This is a genomic window from Pseudomonas sp. LPB4.O (assembly GCF_038383825.1).
Classification (GTDB): domain Bacteria; phylum Pseudomonadota; class Gammaproteobacteria; order Pseudomonadales; family Pseudomonadaceae; genus Aquipseudomonas; species Aquipseudomonas putida.
In genome coordinates, this window is sequence record NZ_CP151298.1 from 2839768 (window position 1) to 2860675 (window position 20908).

The 20908-nt window shown below is 64.8% G+C and carries 17 protein-coding genes; 12 read left to right on the forward strand and 5 right to left on the reverse strand.

Annotated elements, in window-relative coordinates; all coding sequences use genetic code 11:
• Positions 1 to 3: 3 nt before the first annotated feature.
• Together MRBLPB4O_RS12700 and MRBLPB4O_RS12705 are read right to left on the reverse strand one after the other, a co-directional pair.
• Positions 4 to 2004: a U32 family peptidase gene (locus MRBLPB4O_RS12700; protein ID WP_341798712.1), complete on the reverse strand. Its 2001-nt coding sequence runs from the start codon at positions 2002 to 2004 to the stop codon at positions 4 to 6.
• A 205-nt stretch (positions 2005 to 2209) separates the two neighbouring features.
• A complete protein-coding gene (locus MRBLPB4O_RS12705; protein ID WP_016499416.1) occupies positions 2210 to 2590 on the reverse strand; it encodes a RidA family protein in 381 nt (126 codons plus the stop codon).
• A gap of 137 nt (positions 2591 to 2727) precedes the next feature.
• Here MRBLPB4O_RS12705 and MRBLPB4O_RS12710 point away from each other — a divergent pair, with 137 nt between their 5' ends.
• The gene (locus MRBLPB4O_RS12710; RefSeq protein ID WP_341798713.1) at positions 2728 to 3420 is read left to right on the forward strand and encodes a tRNA (adenine(22)-N(1))-methyltransferase TrmK; all 693 of its coding nucleotides are present in this window, start codon (positions 2728 to 2730) and stop codon (positions 3418 to 3420) included.
• A 1-nt stretch (position 3421) separates the two neighbouring features.
• Here the strand turns inward: MRBLPB4O_RS12710 and MRBLPB4O_RS12715 are convergent, their stop codons facing one another.
• Positions 3422 to 3682: a DUF2790 domain-containing protein gene (locus MRBLPB4O_RS12715; protein WP_016499435.1), complete on the reverse strand. Its 261-nt coding sequence runs from the start codon at positions 3680 to 3682 to the stop codon at positions 3422 to 3424.
• A 126-nt stretch (positions 3683 to 3808) separates the two neighbouring features.
• Between MRBLPB4O_RS12715 and MRBLPB4O_RS12720 the strand changes: the two genes are divergently transcribed.
• Entirely contained in the window at positions 3809 to 4741 is a 933-nt protein-coding gene (locus MRBLPB4O_RS12720) for a LysR family transcriptional regulator (RefSeq protein WP_016499436.1), read from the forward strand.
• Positions 4742 to 4815: 74 nt separating this feature from the next.
• Here the strand turns inward: MRBLPB4O_RS12720 and MRBLPB4O_RS12725 are convergent, their stop codons facing one another.
• Together MRBLPB4O_RS12725 and MRBLPB4O_RS12730 are read right to left on the reverse strand one after the other, a co-directional pair.
• Entirely contained in the window at positions 4816 to 5967 is a 1152-nt protein-coding gene (locus MRBLPB4O_RS12725; RefSeq protein WP_341798714.1) for an acyl-CoA dehydrogenase family protein, read from the reverse strand.
• A 16-nt stretch (positions 5968 to 5983) separates the two neighbouring features.
• Entirely contained in the window at positions 5984 to 7054 is a 1071-nt protein-coding gene (locus MRBLPB4O_RS12730; RefSeq protein ID WP_341798715.1) for an enoyl-CoA hydratase/isomerase family protein, read from the reverse strand.
• 255 nt (positions 7055 to 7309) lie between these two features.
• Between MRBLPB4O_RS12730 and mdcA the strand changes: the two genes are divergently transcribed.
• From mdcA to mnxG, 10 genes are all read left to right on the forward strand, one after another.
• Positions 7310 to 8971: a malonate decarboxylase subunit alpha gene (gene mdcA, locus MRBLPB4O_RS12735; protein ID WP_341798716.1), complete on the forward strand. Its 1662-nt coding sequence runs from the start codon at positions 7310 to 7312 to the stop codon at positions 8969 to 8971.
• The gene (locus tag MRBLPB4O_RS12740) at positions 8971 to 9870 is read left to right on the forward strand and encodes a triphosphoribosyl-dephospho-CoA synthase (protein ID WP_341798717.1); all 900 of its coding nucleotides are present in this window, start codon (positions 8971 to 8973) and stop codon (positions 9868 to 9870) included. The genes mdcA and MRBLPB4O_RS12740 overlap by 1 nt, the downstream gene beginning before the upstream one ends.
• Before the next feature lies 1 nt (position 9871).
• Positions 9872 to 10171, forward strand: a complete 300-nt coding sequence (locus MRBLPB4O_RS12745; protein ID WP_028613842.1) for a malonate decarboxylase subunit delta — start codon at positions 9872 to 9874, stop codon at positions 10169 to 10171.
• A complete protein-coding gene (locus MRBLPB4O_RS12750) occupies positions 10164 to 11012 on the forward strand; it encodes a biotin-independent malonate decarboxylase subunit beta (RefSeq protein WP_341798718.1) in 849 nt (282 codons plus the stop codon). Before MRBLPB4O_RS12745 ends, MRBLPB4O_RS12750 begins: the two co-directional genes overlap by 8 nt.
• Positions 11009 to 11800, forward strand: coding sequence for a biotin-independent malonate decarboxylase subunit gamma (mdcE, locus tag MRBLPB4O_RS12755; RefSeq protein ID WP_341798719.1), 792 nt, complete (start codon positions 11009 to 11011; stop codon positions 11798 to 11800). Before MRBLPB4O_RS12750 ends, mdcE begins: the two co-directional genes overlap by 4 nt.
• A gap of 1 nt (position 11801) precedes the next feature.
• Positions 11802 to 12416 (forward strand): malonate decarboxylase holo-ACP synthase, encoded by a 615-nt coding sequence (locus MRBLPB4O_RS12760; protein ID WP_341798720.1) that lies wholly within the window; start codon positions 11802 to 11804, stop codon positions 12414 to 12416.
• Positions 12413 to 13333, forward strand: a complete 921-nt coding sequence (mdcH, locus tag MRBLPB4O_RS12765; protein WP_341798721.1) for a malonate decarboxylase subunit epsilon — start codon at positions 12413 to 12415, stop codon at positions 13331 to 13333. The genes MRBLPB4O_RS12760 and mdcH overlap by 4 nt, the downstream gene beginning before the upstream one ends.
• A 76-nt stretch (positions 13334 to 13409) precedes the next feature.
• Positions 13410 to 13832 (forward strand): malonate transporter subunit MadL, encoded by a 423-nt coding sequence (gene madL / locus MRBLPB4O_RS12770; protein WP_341798722.1) that lies wholly within the window; start codon positions 13410 to 13412, stop codon positions 13830 to 13832.
• A gap of 2 nt (positions 13833 to 13834) precedes the next feature.
• Complete coding sequence (madM, locus tag MRBLPB4O_RS12775; RefSeq protein ID WP_341798723.1) at positions 13835 to 14599, forward strand: malonate transporter subunit MadM; 765 nt, start codon at positions 13835 to 13837, stop codon at positions 14597 to 14599.
• Between the two features lie 448 nt (positions 14600 to 15047).
• A complete protein-coding gene (mnxG, locus tag MRBLPB4O_RS12780) occupies positions 15048 to 20897 on the forward strand; it encodes a manganese-oxidizing multicopper oxidase MnxG (protein WP_341798724.1) in 5850 nt (1949 codons plus the stop codon).
• The last annotated feature ends 11 nt before the right edge of the window (positions 20898 to 20908 follow it).

The window sequence follows — 20908 nt, forward strand, 5'->3', positions numbered from 1 at the left end:
GGGTCAGTGTGGCGCGCGCACGATGGTTTTCAGCAGGTCTTCCGGGCTGATGTGCCCCACCACCTGGGCCACCGCACTGCCTGGGGTTGGCAGGTCGATGATGTGGCTTTTCATCTTGCCGACCACATGCATTTCGCACGGTTTGCAGTCGAACTTCAGGGTCAGCACTTCATCACCCTGAATCAGCTGCATCGGTGCCACCTTGGTGCGCACGCCGGTCACGCCCTTGGCCTGCTTGGGGCACAGGTTGAAGGAGAAGCGCAGGCAGTGCTTGGTGATCATCACCGGCACCTCACCGTGTTCTTCATGGGCCTCGTAGGCCGCGTCGATCAGCTGCACGCCATGGCGATGGTAGAAATCGCGGGCCTTCTGGTTGTACACGTTGGCCAGGAAGGAAAGGTGCGACTCGGGGTACACCGGTGGCGGCGTGGTCTCGGCCTTGCGCCCGCCACGCGGGTGCGCCTTGATACGCGCCTCGGTCAGCGCCTCGATGGCTTCCCGGCGCAGGGCCTTGAGCTGCGAGTTGGGGATGAAGTACGCCTGCGGCGCGTCCAGCTCGATGCTGCTGGCGTGGTACATCGTGGTACCCAGCTGGCCGAGCAGGTCATGCAACTGGTCCAGGGCCTGCTGCGGCTTGTTGGCCTCGCCGAACGGGCCGTCCAGGGCCACCTGCACGCTGACGCCTTCCTCACTGCTGAGGGTAAGCATCAAGCGCTGCTCGCGCAGTACAGCATGCCATTCCACACCAACACGGCGCTCGGAAGAGGTGCGTTGCAGGGCCTGCTGCCAGTTGTGGTCGAGGTTGCGCGACAGCGGGTGGTTGGGCCGCAGCTTGTGCAGGCCTTCGGGCATTTCGTTGGGCTCGACGCGGTAGCGGTAGCGCTTCTGGCCGTCTTCCTCGAACTCGCCACGTGGTTCGGCGATGTTGGCGCGGAAACCCACCACTTCACGTTTGACCAGCACATTCAGGCCGTCGCCGTTGGTCAGTGGTACTTCGGTCACCACTTGCATGTCACGCTTGCCGACCTTTTCCACCACACCCACCGGCAGGCCTGTGAAGGTTGGCGAGTCGAAGGCACCGATGTCGACCTTGCGGTCGGTCACGAAATAGTCGGTGCTGCCGCGGTGGAAGGTCTTGTCCGGGTCGGGCAAGAAGAAGTGTTCAGTCCGGCCGCTGGACGCACGGGCATATGCCGGGCGGCCTTCGAGGATGGCGTCGAGCTCTTTGCGGTAGTGGGCGGTGATGTTCTTCACATAGCCCATGTCCTTGTAGCGGCCCTCGATCTTGAACGAGCGCACGCCAGCATCCACCAGGTCGGCCAGGTTGGCGGTCTGGTTGTTGTCCTTCATCGACAGCAGGTGCTTCTCGAACGCAACCACGCGACCCTGGTCATCCTTCAGGGTGTAGGGCAGGCGGCAGGCTTGGGAACAGTCGCCACGGTTGGCGCTTCGGCCAGTCTGCGCGTGGGAGATGTTGCACTGGCCGGAGAAGGCCACGCACAGCGCACCGTGGATGAAGAACTCGATGGCGGCGTCGGTTTCGGCGGCGATGGCGCGGATTTGCTGCAGGTTCAGCTCACGGGCCAGTACCAGCTGGGAGAAACCGGCCTGGTCGAGGAACTTGGCCCGTTCCAGGGTGCGGATGTCGGTCTGGGTGCTGGCGTGCAGCTCGATCGGCGGGATGTCCAGCTCCATCACCCCCAGGTCTTGCACGATCAGCGCGTCGACGCCGGCATCGTACAGCTGATGGATCAGCTTGCGCGCGGGTTCCAGCTCGTTGTCGTGCAGGATGGTGTTGATGGTGGTGAACACGCGCGCATGGTAGCGGCGGGCGAACTCGACCAGTTCGGCGATCTCGCTGACCTCGTTGCAGGCGTTATGGCGTGCGCCAAAGCTTGGGCCGCCGATGTAGATGGCGTCAGCGCCGTGCAGGATCGCTTCGCGAGCGATGGCCACGTCACGGGCAGGGCTGAGCAGTTCCAGGTGATTCTTTGGAAGGGACATGTCGTTATATTTTCGGGCTGCCACGGTTTAGGCGGGCATTGTAGCGGCGAAACGGGCTGGCGGCATCATCGGGGTGCCAGGAGGTGTATTGCTTTTACCGGCCCTATCGCCGGCAAGCCAGCTCCCACAGCAATTGCATAGGGCTTGAGGCCGATGCGGTCGAGGTGGGAGCTGGCTTGCCGGCGATAGGGCCCTTGCAGGTAGCTCAGCGTTTGGCGGCCATTGCGGTCACTTCTACGCGCATGCCTTCAAATGCCAACGAAGCCACACCCACGGCCGCACGCACCGGCCATGGCTTGCTGAAGAAGCGCTGGTACACCTCGTTGAACGCGGCGCGGTCGGCCATGTCGGTGAGGTAGATGGTGAGGTGCAGCACGCGGTCCATGCCGCTGCCGGCCTTTTCCAGCGCTACTTTCAGCGCCTGCAGGGTGCATTCGCTTTGCTCGACGATGCCGCCCAGCTCCAGGCTGCCATCGGCGTGGGTCGGAATCTGGGTGGTGACCAGCACGCCGTTGAACTCGGCGACGTCGGACGAAATCGACTCGGCGTCCGGGTCCGGGGTGTAGATGATGTCTGCATGTGCCATGGTGTGTTTTGCCTTGCGACGGAAGGAAAGCGGCAAGCCTACGCGAGCAGGCGGGTCGGGTCGAGGGCGCCCAGGTGTTTGAAATGCGCGGCGTTCGCCGTCAGAATCGCGCCCCATTGCAAAGCCAGGGGCACATTTTGAACGAACAGACTTTGTCCAGGCGCCTGGAGCGCGTGGCTGCACATGTGCCGCAGGGCGCCCGCTTGGCCGACATCGGCTCGGATCATGGTTATCTGCCGGTAGCGTTGATGCTGCGGGGGGTGATCGAGGCCGGGGTGGCGGGCGAGGTGGCGCAGACGCCGTTTGCCTCGGCGCAGCGCAATGTGCGCAGAAACGGCCTGCAAGACCGGTTAACCGTGCGCCTGGCCGATGGCCTGGCGGCGGTCGAACCGCAAGACCGCATCTCGGTGGTCAGCATCTGCGGTATGGGTGGCGACACCATGTGCGAGATCCTCGAGGCCGGCAAGCAGCGCCTTGGCGGCGTCACGCGGCTGGTACTGCAGCCCAATGGCGGTGAGCGCGAGCTCCGCCAGTGGCTGGCGGGCAATGGCTACCAGATCGTCAGCGAAGAGCTGCTGCGGGAAAACCGCTTCGACTACGAAATCATCGTCGCCGAGCCGGGCAGGGTGGTGTATAGCGCTGAACAGCTGTACTTCGGCCCGATGTTGATGCAGGAGAAAAGCGAGGCATTTCTGGTCAAGTGGCGGCGCATGCTGCGGCAGAAGCAGCAGACCCTGGCCAATTTCCAACGGGCCCGCGATGCGGTGCCTCAGGCGAAAATCGACGATTTCAATCAGCAGGTGGGCTGGATCACCCAGGTACTCGCCTGACTCACTGCTGCGAGCAGTTGCCCATTTCGCGGTAGTCTATTTCGCGTTTCTGGCCCTGGTGGTCGACGTACACCATGTGCGCAGTGCCTACCTGGCAGTCGGCAGCGTTGCTGGCCGGGGTGATGGAGATCACTTTGGCCACATCCAGCGGCATGCCGTACTCATAATTGCTGCTGGTTGGCTGCGTACTGCCCGCATCGGCAAAGGCACCGAACGAGGCGAGGGTGGCGGCCACAGCAAGGACAGCGATCGAACGTTTCATGACAGGCTCCATTTGTTGAATGTATGACTAATGATGTATTCATTGGTCATCCACAATAAATGGGCCAGTCCGTGATAGATTCCTGCCTGTAACGCAAGAATAAGACTGAACAAGGAGCACACCCTCATGGACATGCTGCATGCCATGCGTACCTTCGCCCGTGTGGTGGAGTGTGGCAGCTTCGCTGCGGCCGCCAATGCGTTGGATATTTCCGCGGCACAGGTTTCGCGTATTGTTGCCGAGCTGGAGAACCAGCTGCAGACCCGCCTGTTGCACCGCACCACCCGGCGCCTGCGCATGAGCGAGGCGGGTGAGCGGTTTCTGGAGCGTGCGCGGCAGATCATGCTGCTGACCGAAGAGGCGGTGGGTGAAGCCCGCGGTGCGCACCTCACCCCTCGCGGCCATCTGCGCTTGCATTGCCCGCACGGCCTGGGCCTGTTGCTGATGCCGCTGGTGGCCGGCTACAACGCGCTGTGCCCGGAGGTGGTGATCGAGTTGACGCTGTCCCAGCGCAATCCTGACCCGCTGGCCGAAGGGCATGACGTGGTGATCACCGTGGACGGTGCGCTGCCGGACTCCCAGCTGATTGCGGTCCCGCTTGGCAATATCTTCAGTATCCCGTGCGCGGCGCCCAGCTATCTGGAGCGGCATGGCGTGCCTGAGCGACCCGAGGACCTGCATGCGCACCGCTGCCTGCGCATGGCGTATCCCATGTATGAAGGCGACTGGGTATTCCCCCAGGGGGTGGACCAGTGCGTGATCGCACCCAGTGACAACTTCTCCACCAACGTTGCCGACGCCATGCTGGTGGCCAGTGAGTTGGGCATGGGCATCGGCCTGCTACCGTTCTATACGGCCAGCCAGTCGATCGAGCAAGGGCGTTTGTGCAGGCTGCTGGCGCCGTACCGTTTGCGCGAGAGTGCGCTGTATGCGATGTACCCGTCACGGCATTATCTGGACGCCAAGGTGCGGACGTGGATCGATTACCTCAAGGAGCAGTTGCCAGCGGTGTTCGAGGGGCATGCGCAGGTGGTGGATGATTCGCGGTACTGGCGCTGAATCGCAGATCGGCTTCCTTGTGGGAGCGGCCTTGTGTCGCGATTGGGCCGCACCCACAGACGGGGACCGCCGTACTACAGCGGGTAGTGCTTCAGCTCGCGTGCAATCAGCATGCGCTGGATCTCGCTCGACCCCTCATAGATCTGCGTAATCCGCGCATCCCGGTAATAGCGCTCCACCGGGTAATCCTCCAAATAGCCATACCCACCATGCACCTGGATCGCCATCGAGCACACCCGCTCGGCCATTTCCGAAGCGAATAATTTGGCCTGCGACGCCTCCGACAGGCACGGCTTGCCAGCGCTGCGCAGGCGGGCGGCATGCAGGATCAGCAAACGTGCGGCGTTTACCTGTACCTGCATGTCGGCCAGCAGGTTGGCGATGCTCTGGTGCTCGTTGATCGGCTTGCCGAATTGCACCCTGTCGCGCGAGTAGACCAGCGCCGCCTCGAACGCCGCGCGGGCAATGCCCAACGCCTGGGCGGCGATGCCGATACGCCCGCCTTCAAGGTTGGACAGGGCGATGGCCAAGCCCTTGCCACGCTCGCCAAGGAGGTTGGCAGCGGGGATGCGGCAGTTGTCGAAGGTGACCGCGCAGGTGTCGGAGGCGCGGATGCCCATCTTGTGCTCGCTGCGGTCGACCTTGAAACCCGGGTTGTCGGTGGGCACCAGAAACGCCGAGAGGCCCTTCTTGCCCAGCTCTGGGTCGGTCACCGCGAAGACGATGGCCAGGCCGGCGCGGCGGGCGTTGCTGACGAACTGCTTGGCGCCATTGATTACCCACTCGCCGTTGACCAGCTCGGCGCGGGTGCGCAGGTTGTGCGCCTCGGAGCCGGCCTGCGGCTCGGTCAGGCAGAAGCAGCCGATGACATCGCCGCTGGCCAGGCGCGGTAGCCATTGCTGTTGTTGCTCGGCAGTACCGTAGGCCAGCAGCGGCCCGCAGCCTACCGAGTTGTGAATGCTCATCATCGCCCCGGTGGCGCCGCAGCCTGCGGCGATTTCTTCCACGGCCAGGGCGTAGGCGACGTAGTCGGTATAGCTGCCGCCGAAGTCCTCCGGCACCACCATGCCCAGCAGGCCCAGTTCGCCCATCTTGCGCACCACGCCGTCATCGATCCAGCCGGCCTTTTCCCAGGCCTGGGCGTGCGGGGCGATCTCGCCACGGGCAAAGTCCCGGGCCATGTCGCGGATCATGATCTGCTCTTCGCTCAGTTCCAGGTCTTGCATCTGTGTACTCCCGGGCTCACAGGCCTTCAAAGAATTGGTCAACCTGCTGCGGTTGCAGCGCGGCCAGGGTCGGCGGGTTCCAGCGAGGCTGTTTGTCCTTGTCGATGATCAGGGCGCGCACGCCTTCGATGATGTCGCCGTGCCGGAACCACTGGCGGTCCAGGTGCAGCTCCATGGCAAAGCAGTCTTCCAGCCCAAGGTGGCGACCGCGGCGCAACATCTCCAGGGTAACCGCCATGGCCAACGGTGAGCGGCTTTCCAGCTGGTCGGCGGCGGCCACGGCCCAGGCATGGCTGTCACCGATACTGACCGCACGCAATTGCTCGACGATGGCTTGCAGGTTGGGCAGGGCGAAGAAGTGGTCGATGACCGGGCGCAGCTTTTCCAGTGGGGCATCTTCCAGCGCCTGGGTACCGAGCGTGGCCAGCAGGTTCTGCAGGTCCTTCAGCGGGTTGTCGCCAAAGTTCAGTTGGTTCAGGCCCTGGTCAAGGGCGGTGAGCTGGTCACTGGCCAGGTACCAGTCGGCCAGGCCGCAGTACAGGGCGTCGGCCGCCTGAATCTGGGTGCCGCTGACGCCCAGGTAGATGCCCAGTTCGCCGGGGATACGTGACAGGAAGTAGCTACCGCCCACATCGGGGAAGTAGCCGATACCGACTTCGGGCATGCCCAGCCGGCTGCGCTCGGTGACCACGCGCAGATCACAGCCCTGGGCCAGGCCCATGCCGCCGCCGAGTGTGAAGCCGTCCATCAGTACCAGCACGGGCTTGCGATAGCGGTGGATGAGCAGGTCGAGGGCGTATTCCTCGACGAAGAAGGTTTCATGCAGCGTGTCGCCAGCTTTGAAACTGTCGTGCAGCGACCGGATATCGCCCCCGGCACAGAAGCCTTTGGGGCCCTCGCCGCGCAGCACCACGGCGCGCACTTGCGAGTCTTCGGCCCACTGGTCCAGGTGCTGGCGCAGGCTACGGACCATGTCCAGGGTCAGGGCATTGAGGCCGGCGGGGCGGTTCAGGGTCAGGTGGCCTACCTGGTTGCGGACCTCGGCCAGTACATGCTCGGTTGCCGAGGTATTAGCTTGCGCAGTCATTGCGTTCTCCCTGCTTTGTTATTGATTTTCCAAGTGAAGTCTGGAGTTCGCTGGAGGATCGCAGGATCCTGTCATGCGAATTTGCCTTGCACAATCGACAATTATGCAGGGGCATCGTGCATTTTTGCTTTAGGCCACCGATCCGGCTAGGCAATTCATTAACCTGACAGTAACAAATGCGCCGGCAGCTTGATTGATCCGCCAGGCAACGCAGCCCTAAGGTGACCTCCACGACAGCGAACCTGTGGAGCCACCATGACAATAACTCAGAATCCACCGCCGCAATGGTCGCGGCGGCGCGCCGAAAAGCAGCGCCGCCTTGATCGGGTACGTCACCTCGCCGACGGCGTGGTGCTGCCCACCGAGCGTATCGTCGAAGCCCTCGAACTGCTGCTGGCCCCGGGCGACCGGGTGGTGCTGGAGGGCAACAACCAAAAGCAGGCCGACTTCCTTTCACGCTCGCTGGCCAAGGTCGACCCCGGGCGCCTGCATGACTTGCACATGATCATGCCCAGCGTCAGCCGCGCCGAGCACCTGGACCTGTTCGAGCGTGGCATCGCGCGCAAGCTCGACTTCTCCTTCGCCGGCCCGCAGAGCCTGCGCATCAGCCAGTTGCTGGAAGATGGCCTGCTCGAAGTCGGTGCCATCCACACCTATATCGAGCTGTACTCGCGGCTGCTGGTCGACCTGATCCCCAACGTCACTCTGGTGGCCGGCTTCATGGCCGACCGTGACGGCAACCTGTACACCGGCCCCAGCACCGAAGACACCCCGGCACTGGTGGAGCCGGCCGCGTTCAGCGACGGTATCGTCATCGCCCAGGTCAACCAGCTGGTGGACCGCGTGGACGACCTGCCACGGGTCGACATCCCGGCGTCCTGGGTCGATTTCGTGGTGGTCGCCGACCAGCCCTTCTATATAGAACCGCTGTTCACCCGGGACCCGCGCCACATCAAGCCGGTGCATGTGCTGATGGCGATGATGGCCATTCGCGGCATCTACGAAAAACACCAAGTGCAGTCGCTGAACCATGGCATCGGCTTCAATACCGCCGCCATCGAGCTGATCTTGCCCACCTACGGCGAGTCTCTGGGCCTGAAGGGCAAGATTTGCCGCAACTGGACGCTCAACCCGCACCCGACCTTGATCCCGGCCATCGAGACTGGCTGGGTGCAGAGCGTGCATTGCTTCGGCACCGAGCTGGGCATGGAGGACTACATCGCCCAGCGCCCGGACGTGTTCTTCACCGGCCGCGATGGCTCGCTGCGTTCCAACCGCATGATGTGCCAACTGGCGGGGCAATACGCCGTCGACCTGTTCATCGGCGCCACCTTGCAAGTAGATGGCGATGGCCATTCCTCGACCGTGACCCGCGGCCGCCTGGCCGGCTTTGGCGGTGCACCGAACATGGGCCACGACCCGCGTGGCCGGCGCCACGCTACCCCGGCCTGGCTCGACATGACCGTGCCGGAAACCCTGCTGGAGCGCGGGCGCAAGCTGGTGGTGCAAATGGTCGAGACCTACCAGGAAGGCGGCAAGCCCACTTTCGTGGAAACCCTCGATGCCGTGGAAGTGGCCAGGAAGGCCGGGATTCCGCTGGCGCCGGTAATGATTTACGGCGATGACGTCACCCACCTGCTGACCGAGGAGGGCATTGCCTACCTGTACAAGGCCCGCAGCCTGGAAGAACGCCAGCAGATGATTGCCGCCGTGGCCGGGGTTACCGCCATCGGCCTGCGCCACGACCCGAAAGACACCCTGCGTATGCGCCAGCAAGGGCTGATCGCGCTGCCTGAGGACCTCGGCATCCGCCGCACCGACGCCAGCCGCGAGCTGCTGGCCGCGCGCAGCATTGCCGACCTGGTCGAGTGGTCCGGCGGCCTCTACAACCCGCCTGCACGGTTCAGGAGCTGGTGATGAAAGCACTCTTTCTCGAACTCCCCCAGGTTCCTGTGGGAGCGGGTTCACCCGCGAAGAGGCCAGCCCAGGCAACCGAAATTCCCCTGGCCGACCACCTCGCCGACCTGGCCGTTGAAGCCCTGATCGACGAAGCCGACCTGTCCCCCAAACCCGGCCTGGTCGACCGCCGCAGCAACGGCGCCCACCACGACATGACCCTGGCCCTGATGCACGCCTCGGCCCTGGCCCTGTGGCCATGCCTGCGCAACATGGCCGAAGCCGCCCGGTCCATCGGTCAGGTTGGCCAGCCCCTGCGCGCCACACTGGGCCAGCTCGGCCGCGAAGGCGAGGCCGCGATGCTTGCCGCCACCCACGGGGTCAATACTCACCGCGGCGCCATCTGGGCACTGGGCCTGCTGGTCGCGTCCACGGCCCTCGATGCCCAGGCAGACGCCTGCACCCTGGCCGCCCGCGCCGGGCGTATAGCCCTGTTCGACGACCCGGCCATGCCGCACGAGCACAGCCACGGCTTGCAGGTCCGCCACCGCTACGGCACCGGCGGCGCCCGCGAACAGGCACAGCAAGGCTTCCCCGCCGTCATCGGCCACGGCCTGCCACAACTGCAGCGCAGCCGCGCCGCCGGTGCCAGCGAGCAGCACGCCCGGCTCGACGCGTTACTGGCGATCATGAGCGTGCTCAGCGATACCTGCGTGCTCTGGCGCAGCGGCCCGGCCGGGCTGGCTGCCGTCCAGCAAGGTGCCCACGCCGTACTTGCCGAAGGCGGCAGCGCCACACTGGCGGGGCGCCGCCAACTGCGCCAGCTGGACCGGCAACTGCTGCAACTGAACGCCTCACCGGGCGGCGCCGCCGACTTGCTGGCCGCCTGCCTGTTCCTCGACAAAGCCGGGAGCCTGTGACATGGAAACCCTGAATTTTCAATTCCCCGCCGCCGAACCGGGCCGCGGCCGCACCCTGGTGGGCTGCGTCAGCTCCGGCGACCTCGAGGTGCTGATCGAGCCCGGCACTGCCGGCAGCCTGCACATCCAGGTAGTGACTTCGGTCAACGGCAGCGGCGCCCGTTGGGCGCAACTGTTCCAGCGCCTGTTCGAGGGCCGTGCGTGGCCGGCTGTGAACATCGACATCCATGATTTCGGCGCCACCCCGGGCGTGGTGCGACTGCGCCTGGAGCAAGGCTTCGAGGAGATTGCCCATGACTGACACCGAACGTTTGCTGCGCAGCCGCAGCTTTGTAGAACTGGGCGCCCGCCAGCGCGCCCGCGCCGTGCTTGACCCGGGCAGCTTCCGTGAACTGCTGGGCCCGTTCGACCGGCTGATGTCGCCGTGGTTGCCGCGCCAGGGCATCGTGCCGCAGGCCGATGATGGTGTGGTTATCGCCAAGGGCCGGCTGAACGGGCGCCATGCCGTGGTCGCCGCCATCGAAGGCGGCTTTCAGGGGGGCAGCATGGGCGAGGTGGGTGGGGCCAAAATCGCGGGTGCCCTGGAACTGGCCATTGAAGATAACCGCAACGGCATCCCCACTTGCGCCGTGTTGCTGCTGGAAACCGGTGGTGTGCGCCTGCAGGAAGCCAACCTCGGCCTGGCGGCGATTGCCGAAATCCAGGCGGCCATTGTCGAACTGCGGGCCTTGCAGCCGGTTCTCGGCCTGATCGCAGGTTCGGTGGGATGCTTTGGCGGCATGTCCATTGCCGCGGGCCTGTGCAGCCACCTGCTGGTTACCCGCGAAGCGCGCCTGGGCCTGAACGGCCCGCAGGTGATCGAACAGGAGGCCGGCATCGGCGAATACGACGCCAAGGACCGCCCCTTCATCTGGAGCCTGACCGGTGGCGAACAACGCCACGCCAGCGGGTTGGTGGACGGCTACGTGGCCGATGACATCGATGCGCTGCGCGAACGCTTGCTGCAACTGCTGGACGCACCCTCCAAAGACCGCGCCAGCCAGCACGCCTGGTTCCTCGACCGCCTGGCCCGGCTGGGCGATGACTGCCCGCAACTGGATGCCGCAGCCGTGCGCGCCCTTTACCAAGGAGAAGCCCAATGAACCGTGCCTTGAACTGGCTGCCGGGCCTGGCCGGCGGGCAAGCTTTGCCAGGTTACCCCGCATCGTTGCGGGTGATCGACGGCGAACTGGACAACCGCCTGGCGCGCTTCATCGCCGTGGTGCCGGATGCCCACAATCCATTCCCCCGTGCCCGCTCGGGTGAAGTCGGCCTGCTTGAAGGCTGGGGCCTGGCCAAGGCGGTGAGCGAGGCGGTGGCGGCTGACCGCAACGGCCGGAAGCGTGCCATTGTCGCGGTGATCGATGTGCCCAGCCAGGCCTATGGCCGCCGCGAGGAAGCGTTGGGCATTCACCAGGCATTGGCCGGTGCCGTGCAGGCCTACGCCGAGGCGCGGTTGGCCGGGCACCCGGTGATCGGTCTGCTGGTTGGCAAGGCCATGTCCGGCGCCTTCCTGGCCCACGGCTACCAGGCCCAGCGGCTGATCGCCCTGGACGACACCGGGGTCATGGTGCACGCCATGGGCAAGGCGGCTGCGGCGCGGATTACCCTGCGCAGCGTCGAGCAACTGGAGGCGTTGGCCGCCGAAGTGCCGCCCATGGCCTACGACCTGGCCAGCTACGCCTCGCTGGGCCTGCTGTGGCGCCGCCTGACAGTAGACAACGCACAGGCACCGAGCGCCGCCGACATTGCGCAGGTACGTGCCTGCCTGGCAGAAGCGGTACGCGATATTGGTAGCACCACCGACCTGTCGTCGCGGCTGGCGGGGGAAAACCGCAGTGCCTCGCGCCAGGTACGCGAACAGCTGCGCCGCCAGTGGCAGGGCGCCTGAGATGAACTCGCCAAGGCCGCACGACCTGCTGTGGGGGATGCCCGTGTCGGGCTTGCCCGCCGATGCGCCGCAGTGGGCACAGGACGTACTGGCAAGCGGTCGACCGGTGGTGGTGCGCCGTGCCTCTTGTGAGGATGGCTGGGTAGCGGTTGGGGTACGTGGTCAGGGCCGGGCGCAGCGCTTGGGTGCGTTGATGCGCCTGGCCGATGTCCAGCGTCAGCAAGGCCCCGAAGCGCTGCGGGTGCACGTACAAAGCCCATGGCCTGCGCTACAGGCACTGGCCTCGGTCACCCCGGTATTGCAGGCCAGCGGCCTGGCCTGGGGGCCGACGGGCGGGGTGGGGTACCAGATTGCGACCGGCATTGAAGTGGTACATGCCGACAGTGACCTGGACCTGCTGCTGCGCACACCGCAACCGCTTGCCCGCGCCCAGGCGCGAGAGCTGCTGGATATCCTCGACTGCGCGCCGTGCCGTATCGATGTGCAGCTGGAAACCCCGGCAGGTGCCATTGCCTTACGCGAATGGGCCGGTTTTGCTCACCGTGTGCTGCTCAAGTCGCCCCATGGCCCGCGCCTGGTCAGCGACCCTTGGGCAATGATGGAGCGTGCCGCATGAGCAGCCTGTTCGCCTTTCCCGGCCAAGGCGCCCAGCAGGTGGGCATGCTACAGCGCTTGCCTGAGGGCGCCGGGCAGCTGCTGGAGGAGGCCAGCGATACCCTCGGCCAAGCCGCGCTGGCGCTGGACAGCCGGCAAGCGCTGCAGTCTACCCGCGCTGTTCAGCTGTGCCTGCTGCTGAGCGGTGTGGCCTGGGCGCGCTGGCTGATGCAGCGCAGCCCAGCGCCGGATTACGTGGCGGGGTTGTCGATTGGCGCCTATCCCGCAGCGGTTACGGCGGGCGCCCTGGGGTTTGCCGATGCGGTGCGCCTAGTCGCCCTGCGTGGCGAGCTGATGCAGTGCGCCTACCCGCAAGGCTACGGCATGACCGCACTCAGCGGCCTGGACCTGGCAAGTGTCGAGCGTTTGCTGAGCGAGGCGGGGGGCGAGGTGTTCGTCGCCAACCTCAACAGCGAAAACCAGATCGTCATCGCCGGTAGCGATACGGCGATGGCTGCGGTCGCCGCCAGGGCTCGCCGTCAAGGCCAGGGCGTGGCCCGACGCCTGGCAGTCAGCGTGCCGTCGCATTGCCCGTTGCTTGATGGCCCGGCAGAGGAATTGGCCAGTGCCTTCGCCTCGGTCGAGGTGCAGCGCCCACGCATTACCTACCTCAGCGCCAGCAGCGCGCGCCCGGTGTTCGACCCGCAGCGTCTGCGCGACGACCTGGCGGGCAACATGGCCAGGGTGGTCGACTGGCGTGCCACGTTGCGCAACGCCTTTGAGCGCGGCGTGCGCCTGCACCTGGAAATTCCGCCCGGCAGCGTGCTCAGCGGGCTGGCCCGGGCAGTGTTCGAACAGGGCAGGGTAGTGGCCGTGGAAGGCACCCGTTGGGACACCCTGGATGCGCTGCTGCGCCAGGAGGTGGCTGACCGGCGATGATGGCTGGCTAACGCAATAATGTGTGTTTACGAAGAACAACAACAAGCAACTTCGACACAACCTGAGGACAACAACAATGATCATCTATGGTGTGGCACTGCTGGCGGTCTGCACGCTTGTCGGCGTTATCGTCGGCGACTTCCTGGGCGTGTTGCTGGGCGTCAAATCCAATGTGGGCGGGGTCGGCATCGCCATGATCCTGCTGATCTGCGCACGGCTGTACATGCACCGCAACGGTGGCATGAGCAAGGAGTGCGAGTTTGGCGTGGGCTTCTGGGGCGCCATGTATATCCCGGTAGTGGTGGCCATGGCCGCCCAGCAGAACGTGGTCACCGCCCTGCACGGCGGGCCGGTGGCGCTGCTGGCGGCAGTGGGCGCGGTGCTGGTGTGCGGCGCTACCATCGCCCTGATCAGCCGCAGCCACCGTGGCGAGCCTTTGCCTACCCTTGAACCTAGCCCCGAAGCCCGCGCGCAGGTTGCCCCTGCAGGAGGTCGTTGAACATGTGGCCGATCATTGAAAATGCCCTGGAACACAACGGCCTGATCACCGCCTTTGCAGTGGTGGGCGCAATCATGTGGTTGTCGGTTGTACTGTCGAAGTACCTCACCTTCGGCCGGGTACACGGCTCGGCCATTGCCATCGTCATCGGCCTGGTGCTGGCCTGGGTAGGCGGCACCGTGACGGGCGGGCAGAAAGGCCTGGCCGACATGGCGCTGTTCTCCGGTATCGGCCTGATGGGCGGGGCCATGCTGCGAGACTTCGCCATTGTTGCCACGGCCTTCGAGGTGCAGGCCACCGAAGCGCGCAAAGCCGGGATGATTGGCTTGGTGGCGCTGTTGCTGGGTACGGTGCTGCCATTCATTGTGGGTGCGGCAGTGGCCTATGCCTTCGGCTACCGCGATGCGGTGAGCATGACCACCATCGGCGCGGGGGCGGTGACCTATATCGTCGGGCCGGTGACCGGAGCGGCGCTGGGTGCAAGTTCGGACGTGATGGCCCTGTCGATCGCCACCGGCCTGATCAAGGCGATCCTGGTGATGGTGTTCACCCCGGTGTCGGCGCGCCTGCTGGCGCTGGACAACCCGCGTTCGGCGATGGTCTTCGGCGGGTTGGCAGGGACGGTGTCAGGGGTGACGGCCGGGCTGGCGGCGACGGATCGGCGGCTGGTGCCGTATGGGGCGCTGACAGCTACTTTTCACACTGGCCTGGGCTGCTTGATGGGGCCCTCGATTCTGTATTTTTGTGTGCGGGGGTTGGTTGGGTGATGGCCACCGGGTGTTTGGCGCAGCATTTTTAGCGCCTGGGAGATCGAGCGCCGCCCGCGCGGCGCTTCGCAGCACAAGGCTGCTCCTACATTTGTTTCGGGCCAGTAATGCCTGTAGCAGAGCGCGCGACCGCCTTGTTGATCCGGCGCGATATTAAGGTGGACGCCAAGGGACCGCCCGCTAATGGCACAGGAATAATTGGCCCGAAACAAATGTAGGAGCAGCCTTGTGCTGCGAAGCGCCGCGCGGGCGGCGCTCGGTCTGACAGACGCAACAAATGTTAAGGCGGGCACCTGCAAGCCGCCCCCCAAATCGGGGAAAACCGCCGGGTGATCCTCCCCAATCCGATTCGGTTACCTACGCAACCATTTGAAAGTATTACGTATCTTCTCCTGGCATACACCTTGCTCCATCCCTCCGCAGAGTTCCCGTGTCCCGGAGGTGCAGCATGTCTACGCCACGCAAAGGCCCCCTTCTGTCATCACTCGTTCTTGCCTTGTTAGGTTGGGAATCGACCAGCGAGGCGGCCGTGCAGTGCCAGCGCACCTTGGTCGCCAATGTGGTGGCACTGGACCAGCCACTGATGTTCAACCGCCTTGGCGCGCAAAACGCCAATGGCATGATGTTCGCGCTTCGTGAAGATGTGGTGGACGACAAGCAAGTCCCCCTCAGCAAAGGCGGGGCCGCGGTACCGGGCAAGGTCACCCTGCGCCCGGACAAGCGCCCACGGCCGATTGTGCTGCGGGTAGCCGCCGGTGACTGCCTCACGGTCAACCTGACCAACCTGCTGGCCTACCAGGCCAACCCCAACAAGCACGGCATCGAGGCCGCAGAGCCCGAGGGTGAGGAGGAGGGGCCGGAGGTTGAAAACCAGGGCGGTGAAGGCGATGTCGCCGATGAACAGGTCGCCGAGCGTATGGTCGGCTTCCAGGTCAATGGCATGCAGGCGGTCAACAGCATCGCCGATATCTCCGCCTATACAGGGCGCAATGGCAACTTCTTCGCCAGCCCCGGCAGTACCCGCAGCTATACCTTGTATGCCGAGCGCGAAGGGGCATTCGCCGCCACCAGCAAAGCCGCCACGTTCGGCGGCGAAGGCACGGCGGGCAATGTTGCCAATGGCCTGTTCGGGCAGGTGGTGGTGGTACCCAAATTGGGCCGCACCTACCGCAACACCCTCACCGAAGAAGAAATGCGCCTGGCCACTACCGGCCGTACTGCCACCGGCCAGCCCGTGATCGACTACGAAGCCCGCTACCCCCAGGCAGAACCGTGGATCACCGAGGGCAAGGCCGGCAAACCGATCATCGCCATGGTCAATGGCAACGAGATCATCAACAGCGAAACCGATGCCATCGTCATGGGCCCCAACGCCGATGGCAGCTTCCCCAAGTCGACCTACCCGCTGGAAAGCATCGGCAAGCGCAACCCGGCGCTGCCCAACCGGTTGGAGGCGTTCCGTGATTTCGCCTCGCAGTTCGCCGACGAGGTCGCCGGCACCCAGGCCTTTCCCGGCTACTGGGCAGACCCGGTGATGGGGCACGTGCTGGAACCGGCGCGAGACTCGTTCATGATCAACTACGGCTCTGGCGGCATGGGCGCCGAAGTGGTGGCCAACCGCCTGGGGGTAGGCCCGATGCACGACTGCCTGTCGTGCGCTTACGAAGAGTTCTTCCTCAGCGCTCACACCGTCGGAGACATCGGCACCCTGGTGGATGTGCCGGCCAATGTGGGCCTGGAGCACATCCGCCCGGGTGAGGTCCCACCGGCCAGTGCTGTCGGGGTCAAGGCCAGCATGGCCCTGTACCCTTCGGAACCTGCCAACGTGCACCACAGCTATATCGGTGACTTCACCAAGTTCCGCAACACCCACAACGGCCACGAGCAGCATATATTTCACCTGCACGGCCACCAGTGGCTGTTCAACCCCAATGACGACAACTCCGACTATATCGATGCCCAGGGCATCGGCGCCGGCGTTGGCTACACCTACGAAATCGCCAACGGTGGGTCGGGTAACCGCAACCGGGTTGCCGGTGATGCTATCTACCATTGCCACTTCTACCCGCACTTTGCCCAGGGCATGTGGGCCATGTGGCGGGTACATGACGTGTTCGAAGAAGGCACCCGTCTTGAGGTGAGCGGGCAGGGCGAGAACGGCTTCCACAGCACACCGTTCGCCCTGCGCAGCGGCAAGCCTGCCGCTGGCGCCCGGGCATTGCCCGATGGCGAAATCGTTGCGGGTACGCCGATTCCGGCCATCGTGCCGCTGCCTGGCAAAGCCATGGCGCCGATGCCTGGCAAGGTCGTGGTGGTACCCAAACTGTCTGAGGAACTGGTCGCCGCCAGCGACGATGATGACGAAGCCGAGGACGAAGGCGATGACGACCACGCCAACCCGGCGCCGGTGCGCAAAGCCGTCGGCTCGCTGGCACTTATCGACCGCACCGATGCCAACCGCAACGCTGATGGCACCCTGAAAAACCCAGGCTACCCGTTCTGGATCGGCGGCATGGAAAGCAGCGTTGGCAACCGCCCGCCAACCCCGCCGCTGGACATGCTCGACCCAGCCCTGGCGCGCCAGTTGAAAGACAGCGGCAAAGCCCTGTGGGCCAACCTGGATGCAAACCAGGTCGATGGCTGGGACGGCGGCCTTGGCCGCCATGCACTCGACGGTGTTTCCACAGGTGGCGAGGCGCAAACGACCACCACCAAGCTGGACTTCACCAAGGTCGTGCACAAGGCCAAACCTATCTACCTGCCAGAAGAAGGCACCGATGTCGAACAGGCGGCCATGCAGTTCCACGCCATGGCCGAGCACCCAAGCTATGCCCTGATCCCCGGCAGCCAGCCGGTGGCCAAGGCGTTCCGCACCAATGGTGCCTTGCCGACTGCTGGCGCGCCGTTCTACGAGCCGTGCATGGATGACCGCGGCAAGCGCCTCACTCAGTCCTCCGGTGTGGGCGAGTTTTTCAGCGGCGAGAGCCTGACCGGCGTCAACTTCCGTGGCTCTTCCGCCTTTACCGCCGACCGTCCACGCATCTACAAGGGTGCCAACATCCAGTTCGACGCGGTGTACAACAAGGTCGGCTACCACTTCCCGCAGGCTCGCATCATCGCCTTGTGGGAAGATGCCTGGCCAGTGATTAACAAGCAGCGCCCGCCAGAGCCACTGGTGATGCGCATGAACACCTTCGACTGCACCATGTACCAGCACACCAACCTGATCCCGAACATCTACGAGATGGACGACTACCAGGTGCGCACCCCGACCGACGTGATCGGTCAGCACATCCACTTGCCGAAGTGGGACCTGACCGCTGCCGACGGTTCGGCCAACGGCTGGAACTACGAAGACGGCATTCTATCGCCCGGCAGCGTGGTCGAGCGGGTGCAAGCCATTCGTGCCTACAACGGCTGCACCGAGGGCGATAGCCGCGATGGCACCGCTGCCTGCCCGAAAGCCAGGCAGCACCCGTACTTTGGCCGCTTCGGCCGGGCCGACTGGCTGGGCGCACGTACGGCCATGCAGCGCTGGTTCGCTGACCCGCTGGTGAACGTGCATAACGTCGACCGTGGCCTGGGCACCATATTCACCCACGACCACCTTGGCCCGTCGACCCACCAGCAACTGGGCCTGTATGCCACCGTGCTGGCCGAACCGGCCGGCTCCACCTGGTACCATGCCGAAACCGGCGAGCAGCTGTACAACCCGGCCACGCGCCAGGATGGCGGCCCGACCTCGTGGCAGGCGGTAATCCAGACTGGCGACCACGATGGCGATGGCAAGAACGACAGCTACCGTGAGTTCTTCCTGGAATACAGTGACTTCCAGCATGCCTATGAAGCTGGGGTGTATGTAGGTGCAGGGCCGGACGGCATCCCCAATGCCCAGTCGTACCCGGCCACCGCAGACAGCTTCCGCTACGCCATCAACCCGCCAGTGCGCGGCAAGGCGTCGAACCTGCTGGAAGCCATTGTCGAGGAGCGCGGCGGTATCAACCCGGGCTGCCCAAGCCGTCCGTGCCCGCAGGCGATCTCGGTGGATGACCCGGGCATGTTCGTGGTCAACTATCGCAACGAGCCGCTGGCCCTGCGCGTGTACGACCCGAACAAGGTCGGCCCGGACGGCAAGCGTGGCATGCAGGCCGACGGCCTGGCCGGCGACCTCAGCTATGCCATGCAAACTCGAACCGACCGCGCCATTCCGGCAATGAACCTGTCACCCTCGGCGATAACCTCGGCAGTTGGCCCTACCGGCGGCACCACGCTGTTTCCGCCACACATCAACAAGGCTGGAGCCGAGCCGGGCGACCCTTTCACCCCGCTGCTGCGCACCTACTCCGGTGACAATGTACGCCTGCGCATGCACGCCGGTGGCCATGAAGAGGAGCACAACGTCACCCTGCATGGCGTGAAGTGGCTGCAAAACGGCACAGGCTTCGGTAGCAGTTCCAACTCGGGCTGGAAATCGTCGCAGATGATCGGCATCTCCGAGCAGATGGGCTTCATGGCACCGGTGTCGATGATCTCCAGTTCCGCCGCCACCAATGGCGACTACCTGTACTCGCTGGACGCCGCGCTGGAAGGCTACTGGAACGGTATCTGGGGCATCATGCGCAATTACACCGCGCAGCGTGCCGACCTGTTCCCGCTGCCCAACAACCCGCAACCGGTGGCCATGCGCAACACCGTGAACTTTGACGGCATCTGCCCGAAAACCACGGCCAACCCCAACGGCATTGGCACCCGCACCACGGTCAAGCGAAACTACGAAATCGTCGCAGCGCTGGCCAATGACATCCTCGAGAACCGTAATGGGGTCAGTATCAATGACCCGGCGGGCATCGGTCAGCATGTCGGCGGCACGCTGAAGGCCAACGGTGGCACACTGGTGTTCAACAGCCGTAAAACCGCGATCCCGCTGGTAAGTGGGGTAGACCCCGAAGATGGGGAACCCTTCACCATCGGGGGGCATAGTGCGCCGCTGCATGACCCGACCGCGATCCTGTACGTGCGCAAGGCCGACCTGGACGCCACCACCGGCAAGCTCAAGGCGGGTGTGCCGGTTGAGCCTCTGGTGCTGCGGGCCAACGCCGGCGACTGCATCAGCGTTACCCTCGAGAACCGCCTGCCACTGGTGATGCCAGACCTGCCGAGCACTGCAGTGATGCATAACGTGGTCAAGCGTGACCGCTTCGACAGCGAGGGTTCCACCGCCTTTGCCAATAACCTGATGCGGCCGTCCAGCCACGTGGGCCTGCATGCGCAGTTGCTGGCCTACGACATCACCAAGTCCGACGGCGCCAACGTTGGCCTGAACCCGGTGCAGACCGTACCTCCACGTGCCGGCACCAGTGGTGCTTACCCGACCAAGGTGTACCAGTACTACGCCGGCCACCTGGAGCGGGAAGGCAAACCTGTGTCGCAGCTAGGTCGCACGGTGGACAACATCAACTCCACTGCCATCGAGTTCGGCGGCCTCAACCTGACCCCGTCAGACTTCATCAAGCAGCCGCAGAAAGGCCTGGTGGGCGCCATGAGCATCCTGCCGCAAACTGCCACCTGGACCGAGGACGCCGCGTCCCGTACCCAGGCCACGGTGAAGGTCAGCGGGCAGCCGGACTACCGGGACTTCGTCACGGTGTGGCAGCGCGCCCTGAACATGCGCTGGGCCGATGGTCGTCCGGTGGAAGGCATCAACACCGAAGGCAACGGTGCTGCCGGTGACCCGCAAGACAACGGCAACATGGCGGTCAACTACAAGACCGAGCCGTTGTGGCTGCGCTTCGGCATGGCGCCTGACTCACCGTTCGGCCGTGCAAATGGCCTGGGCTTTGGTGATGTACCAAACGCCCACATGGCCTACGCCAACGCCCTGGTCGGCGGCGACCCGCAAACCCCGGTGCTGTACGCCAAGCCTGGGCAACCGGTGCGCAACCATATCGTGATGCCCAGTGGTGGCAGCCGCGGCATGGTCTACCAGCTGGACGGGCACCTGTGGCCATTGCACAACTACCAGGCCGAGAAGAGTGACGTGGACGGCTACCCGATGAGCCTGCCTGGCATCGGTTCGGTGCGCTTCGGCTACAACCCGATGGCCATGTACATCGGTGCCCAGGAGAGCGTACTGCCTGCGGCGCACTTTAGCTTCATGCTGCCGAGTGCCGGTGGTGCCAACGCGGTGGCAGGTGACTACCTGTTCCGCGACTACGCCGCCTACGGCAACCTCTCGGGGCTGTGGGGGATTCTGCGGGTGACCAACGAAGCGCCGCCGGCAACGGCCCCGGCGCAGTGACGGAAGGGGAG

Coding starts and splice junctions, on each gene's coding strand:
- MRBLPB4O_RS12700 (WP_341798712.1), bottom strand. CDS start 2,004: ATGTCCCTTCCAAAGAATCACCTGGAACTGCTCAGCCCTGCCCGTGAC.
- MRBLPB4O_RS12705 (WP_016499416.1), bottom strand. CDS start 2,590: ATGGCACATGCAGACATCATCTACACCCCGGACCCGGACGCCGAGTCG.
- MRBLPB4O_RS12715 (WP_016499435.1), bottom strand. CDS start 3,682: ATGAAACGTTCGATCGCTGTCCTTGCTGTGGCCGCCACCCTCGCCTCG.
- MRBLPB4O_RS12720 (WP_016499436.1), top strand. CDS start 3,809: ATGGACATGCTGCATGCCATGCGTACCTTCGCCCGTGTGGTGGAGTGT.
- MRBLPB4O_RS12725 (WP_341798714.1), bottom strand. CDS start 5,967: ATGCAAGACCTGGAACTGAGCGAAGAGCAGATCATGATCCGCGACATG.
- MRBLPB4O_RS12730 (WP_341798715.1), bottom strand. CDS start 7,054: ATGACTGCGCAAGCTAATACCTCGGCAACCGAGCATGTACTGGCCGAG.
- mdcA (WP_341798716.1), top strand. CDS start 7,310: ATGACAATAACTCAGAATCCACCGCCGCAATGGTCGCGGCGGCGCGCC.
- MRBLPB4O_RS12740 (WP_341798717.1), top strand. CDS start 8,971: ATGAAAGCACTCTTTCTCGAACTCCCCCAGGTTCCTGTGGGAGCGGGT.
- MRBLPB4O_RS12745 (WP_028613842.1), top strand. CDS start 9,872: ATGGAAACCCTGAATTTTCAATTCCCCGCCGCCGAACCGGGCCGCGGC.
- MRBLPB4O_RS12750 (WP_341798718.1), top strand. CDS start 10,164: ATGACTGACACCGAACGTTTGCTGCGCAGCCGCAGCTTTGTAGAACTG.
- mdcE (WP_341798719.1), top strand. CDS start 11,009: ATGAACCGTGCCTTGAACTGGCTGCCGGGCCTGGCCGGCGGGCAAGCT.
- MRBLPB4O_RS12760 (WP_341798720.1), top strand. CDS start 11,802: ATGAACTCGCCAAGGCCGCACGACCTGCTGTGGGGGATGCCCGTGTCG.
- mdcH (WP_341798721.1), top strand. CDS start 12,413: ATGAGCAGCCTGTTCGCCTTTCCCGGCCAAGGCGCCCAGCAGGTGGGC.
- madL (WP_341798722.1), top strand. CDS start 13,410: ATGATCATCTATGGTGTGGCACTGCTGGCGGTCTGCACGCTTGTCGGC.
- madM (WP_341798723.1), top strand. CDS start 13,835: ATGTGGCCGATCATTGAAAATGCCCTGGAACACAACGGCCTGATCACC.
- mnxG (WP_341798724.1), top strand. CDS start 15,048: ATGTCTACGCCACGCAAAGGCCCCCTTCTGTCATCACTCGTTCTTGCC.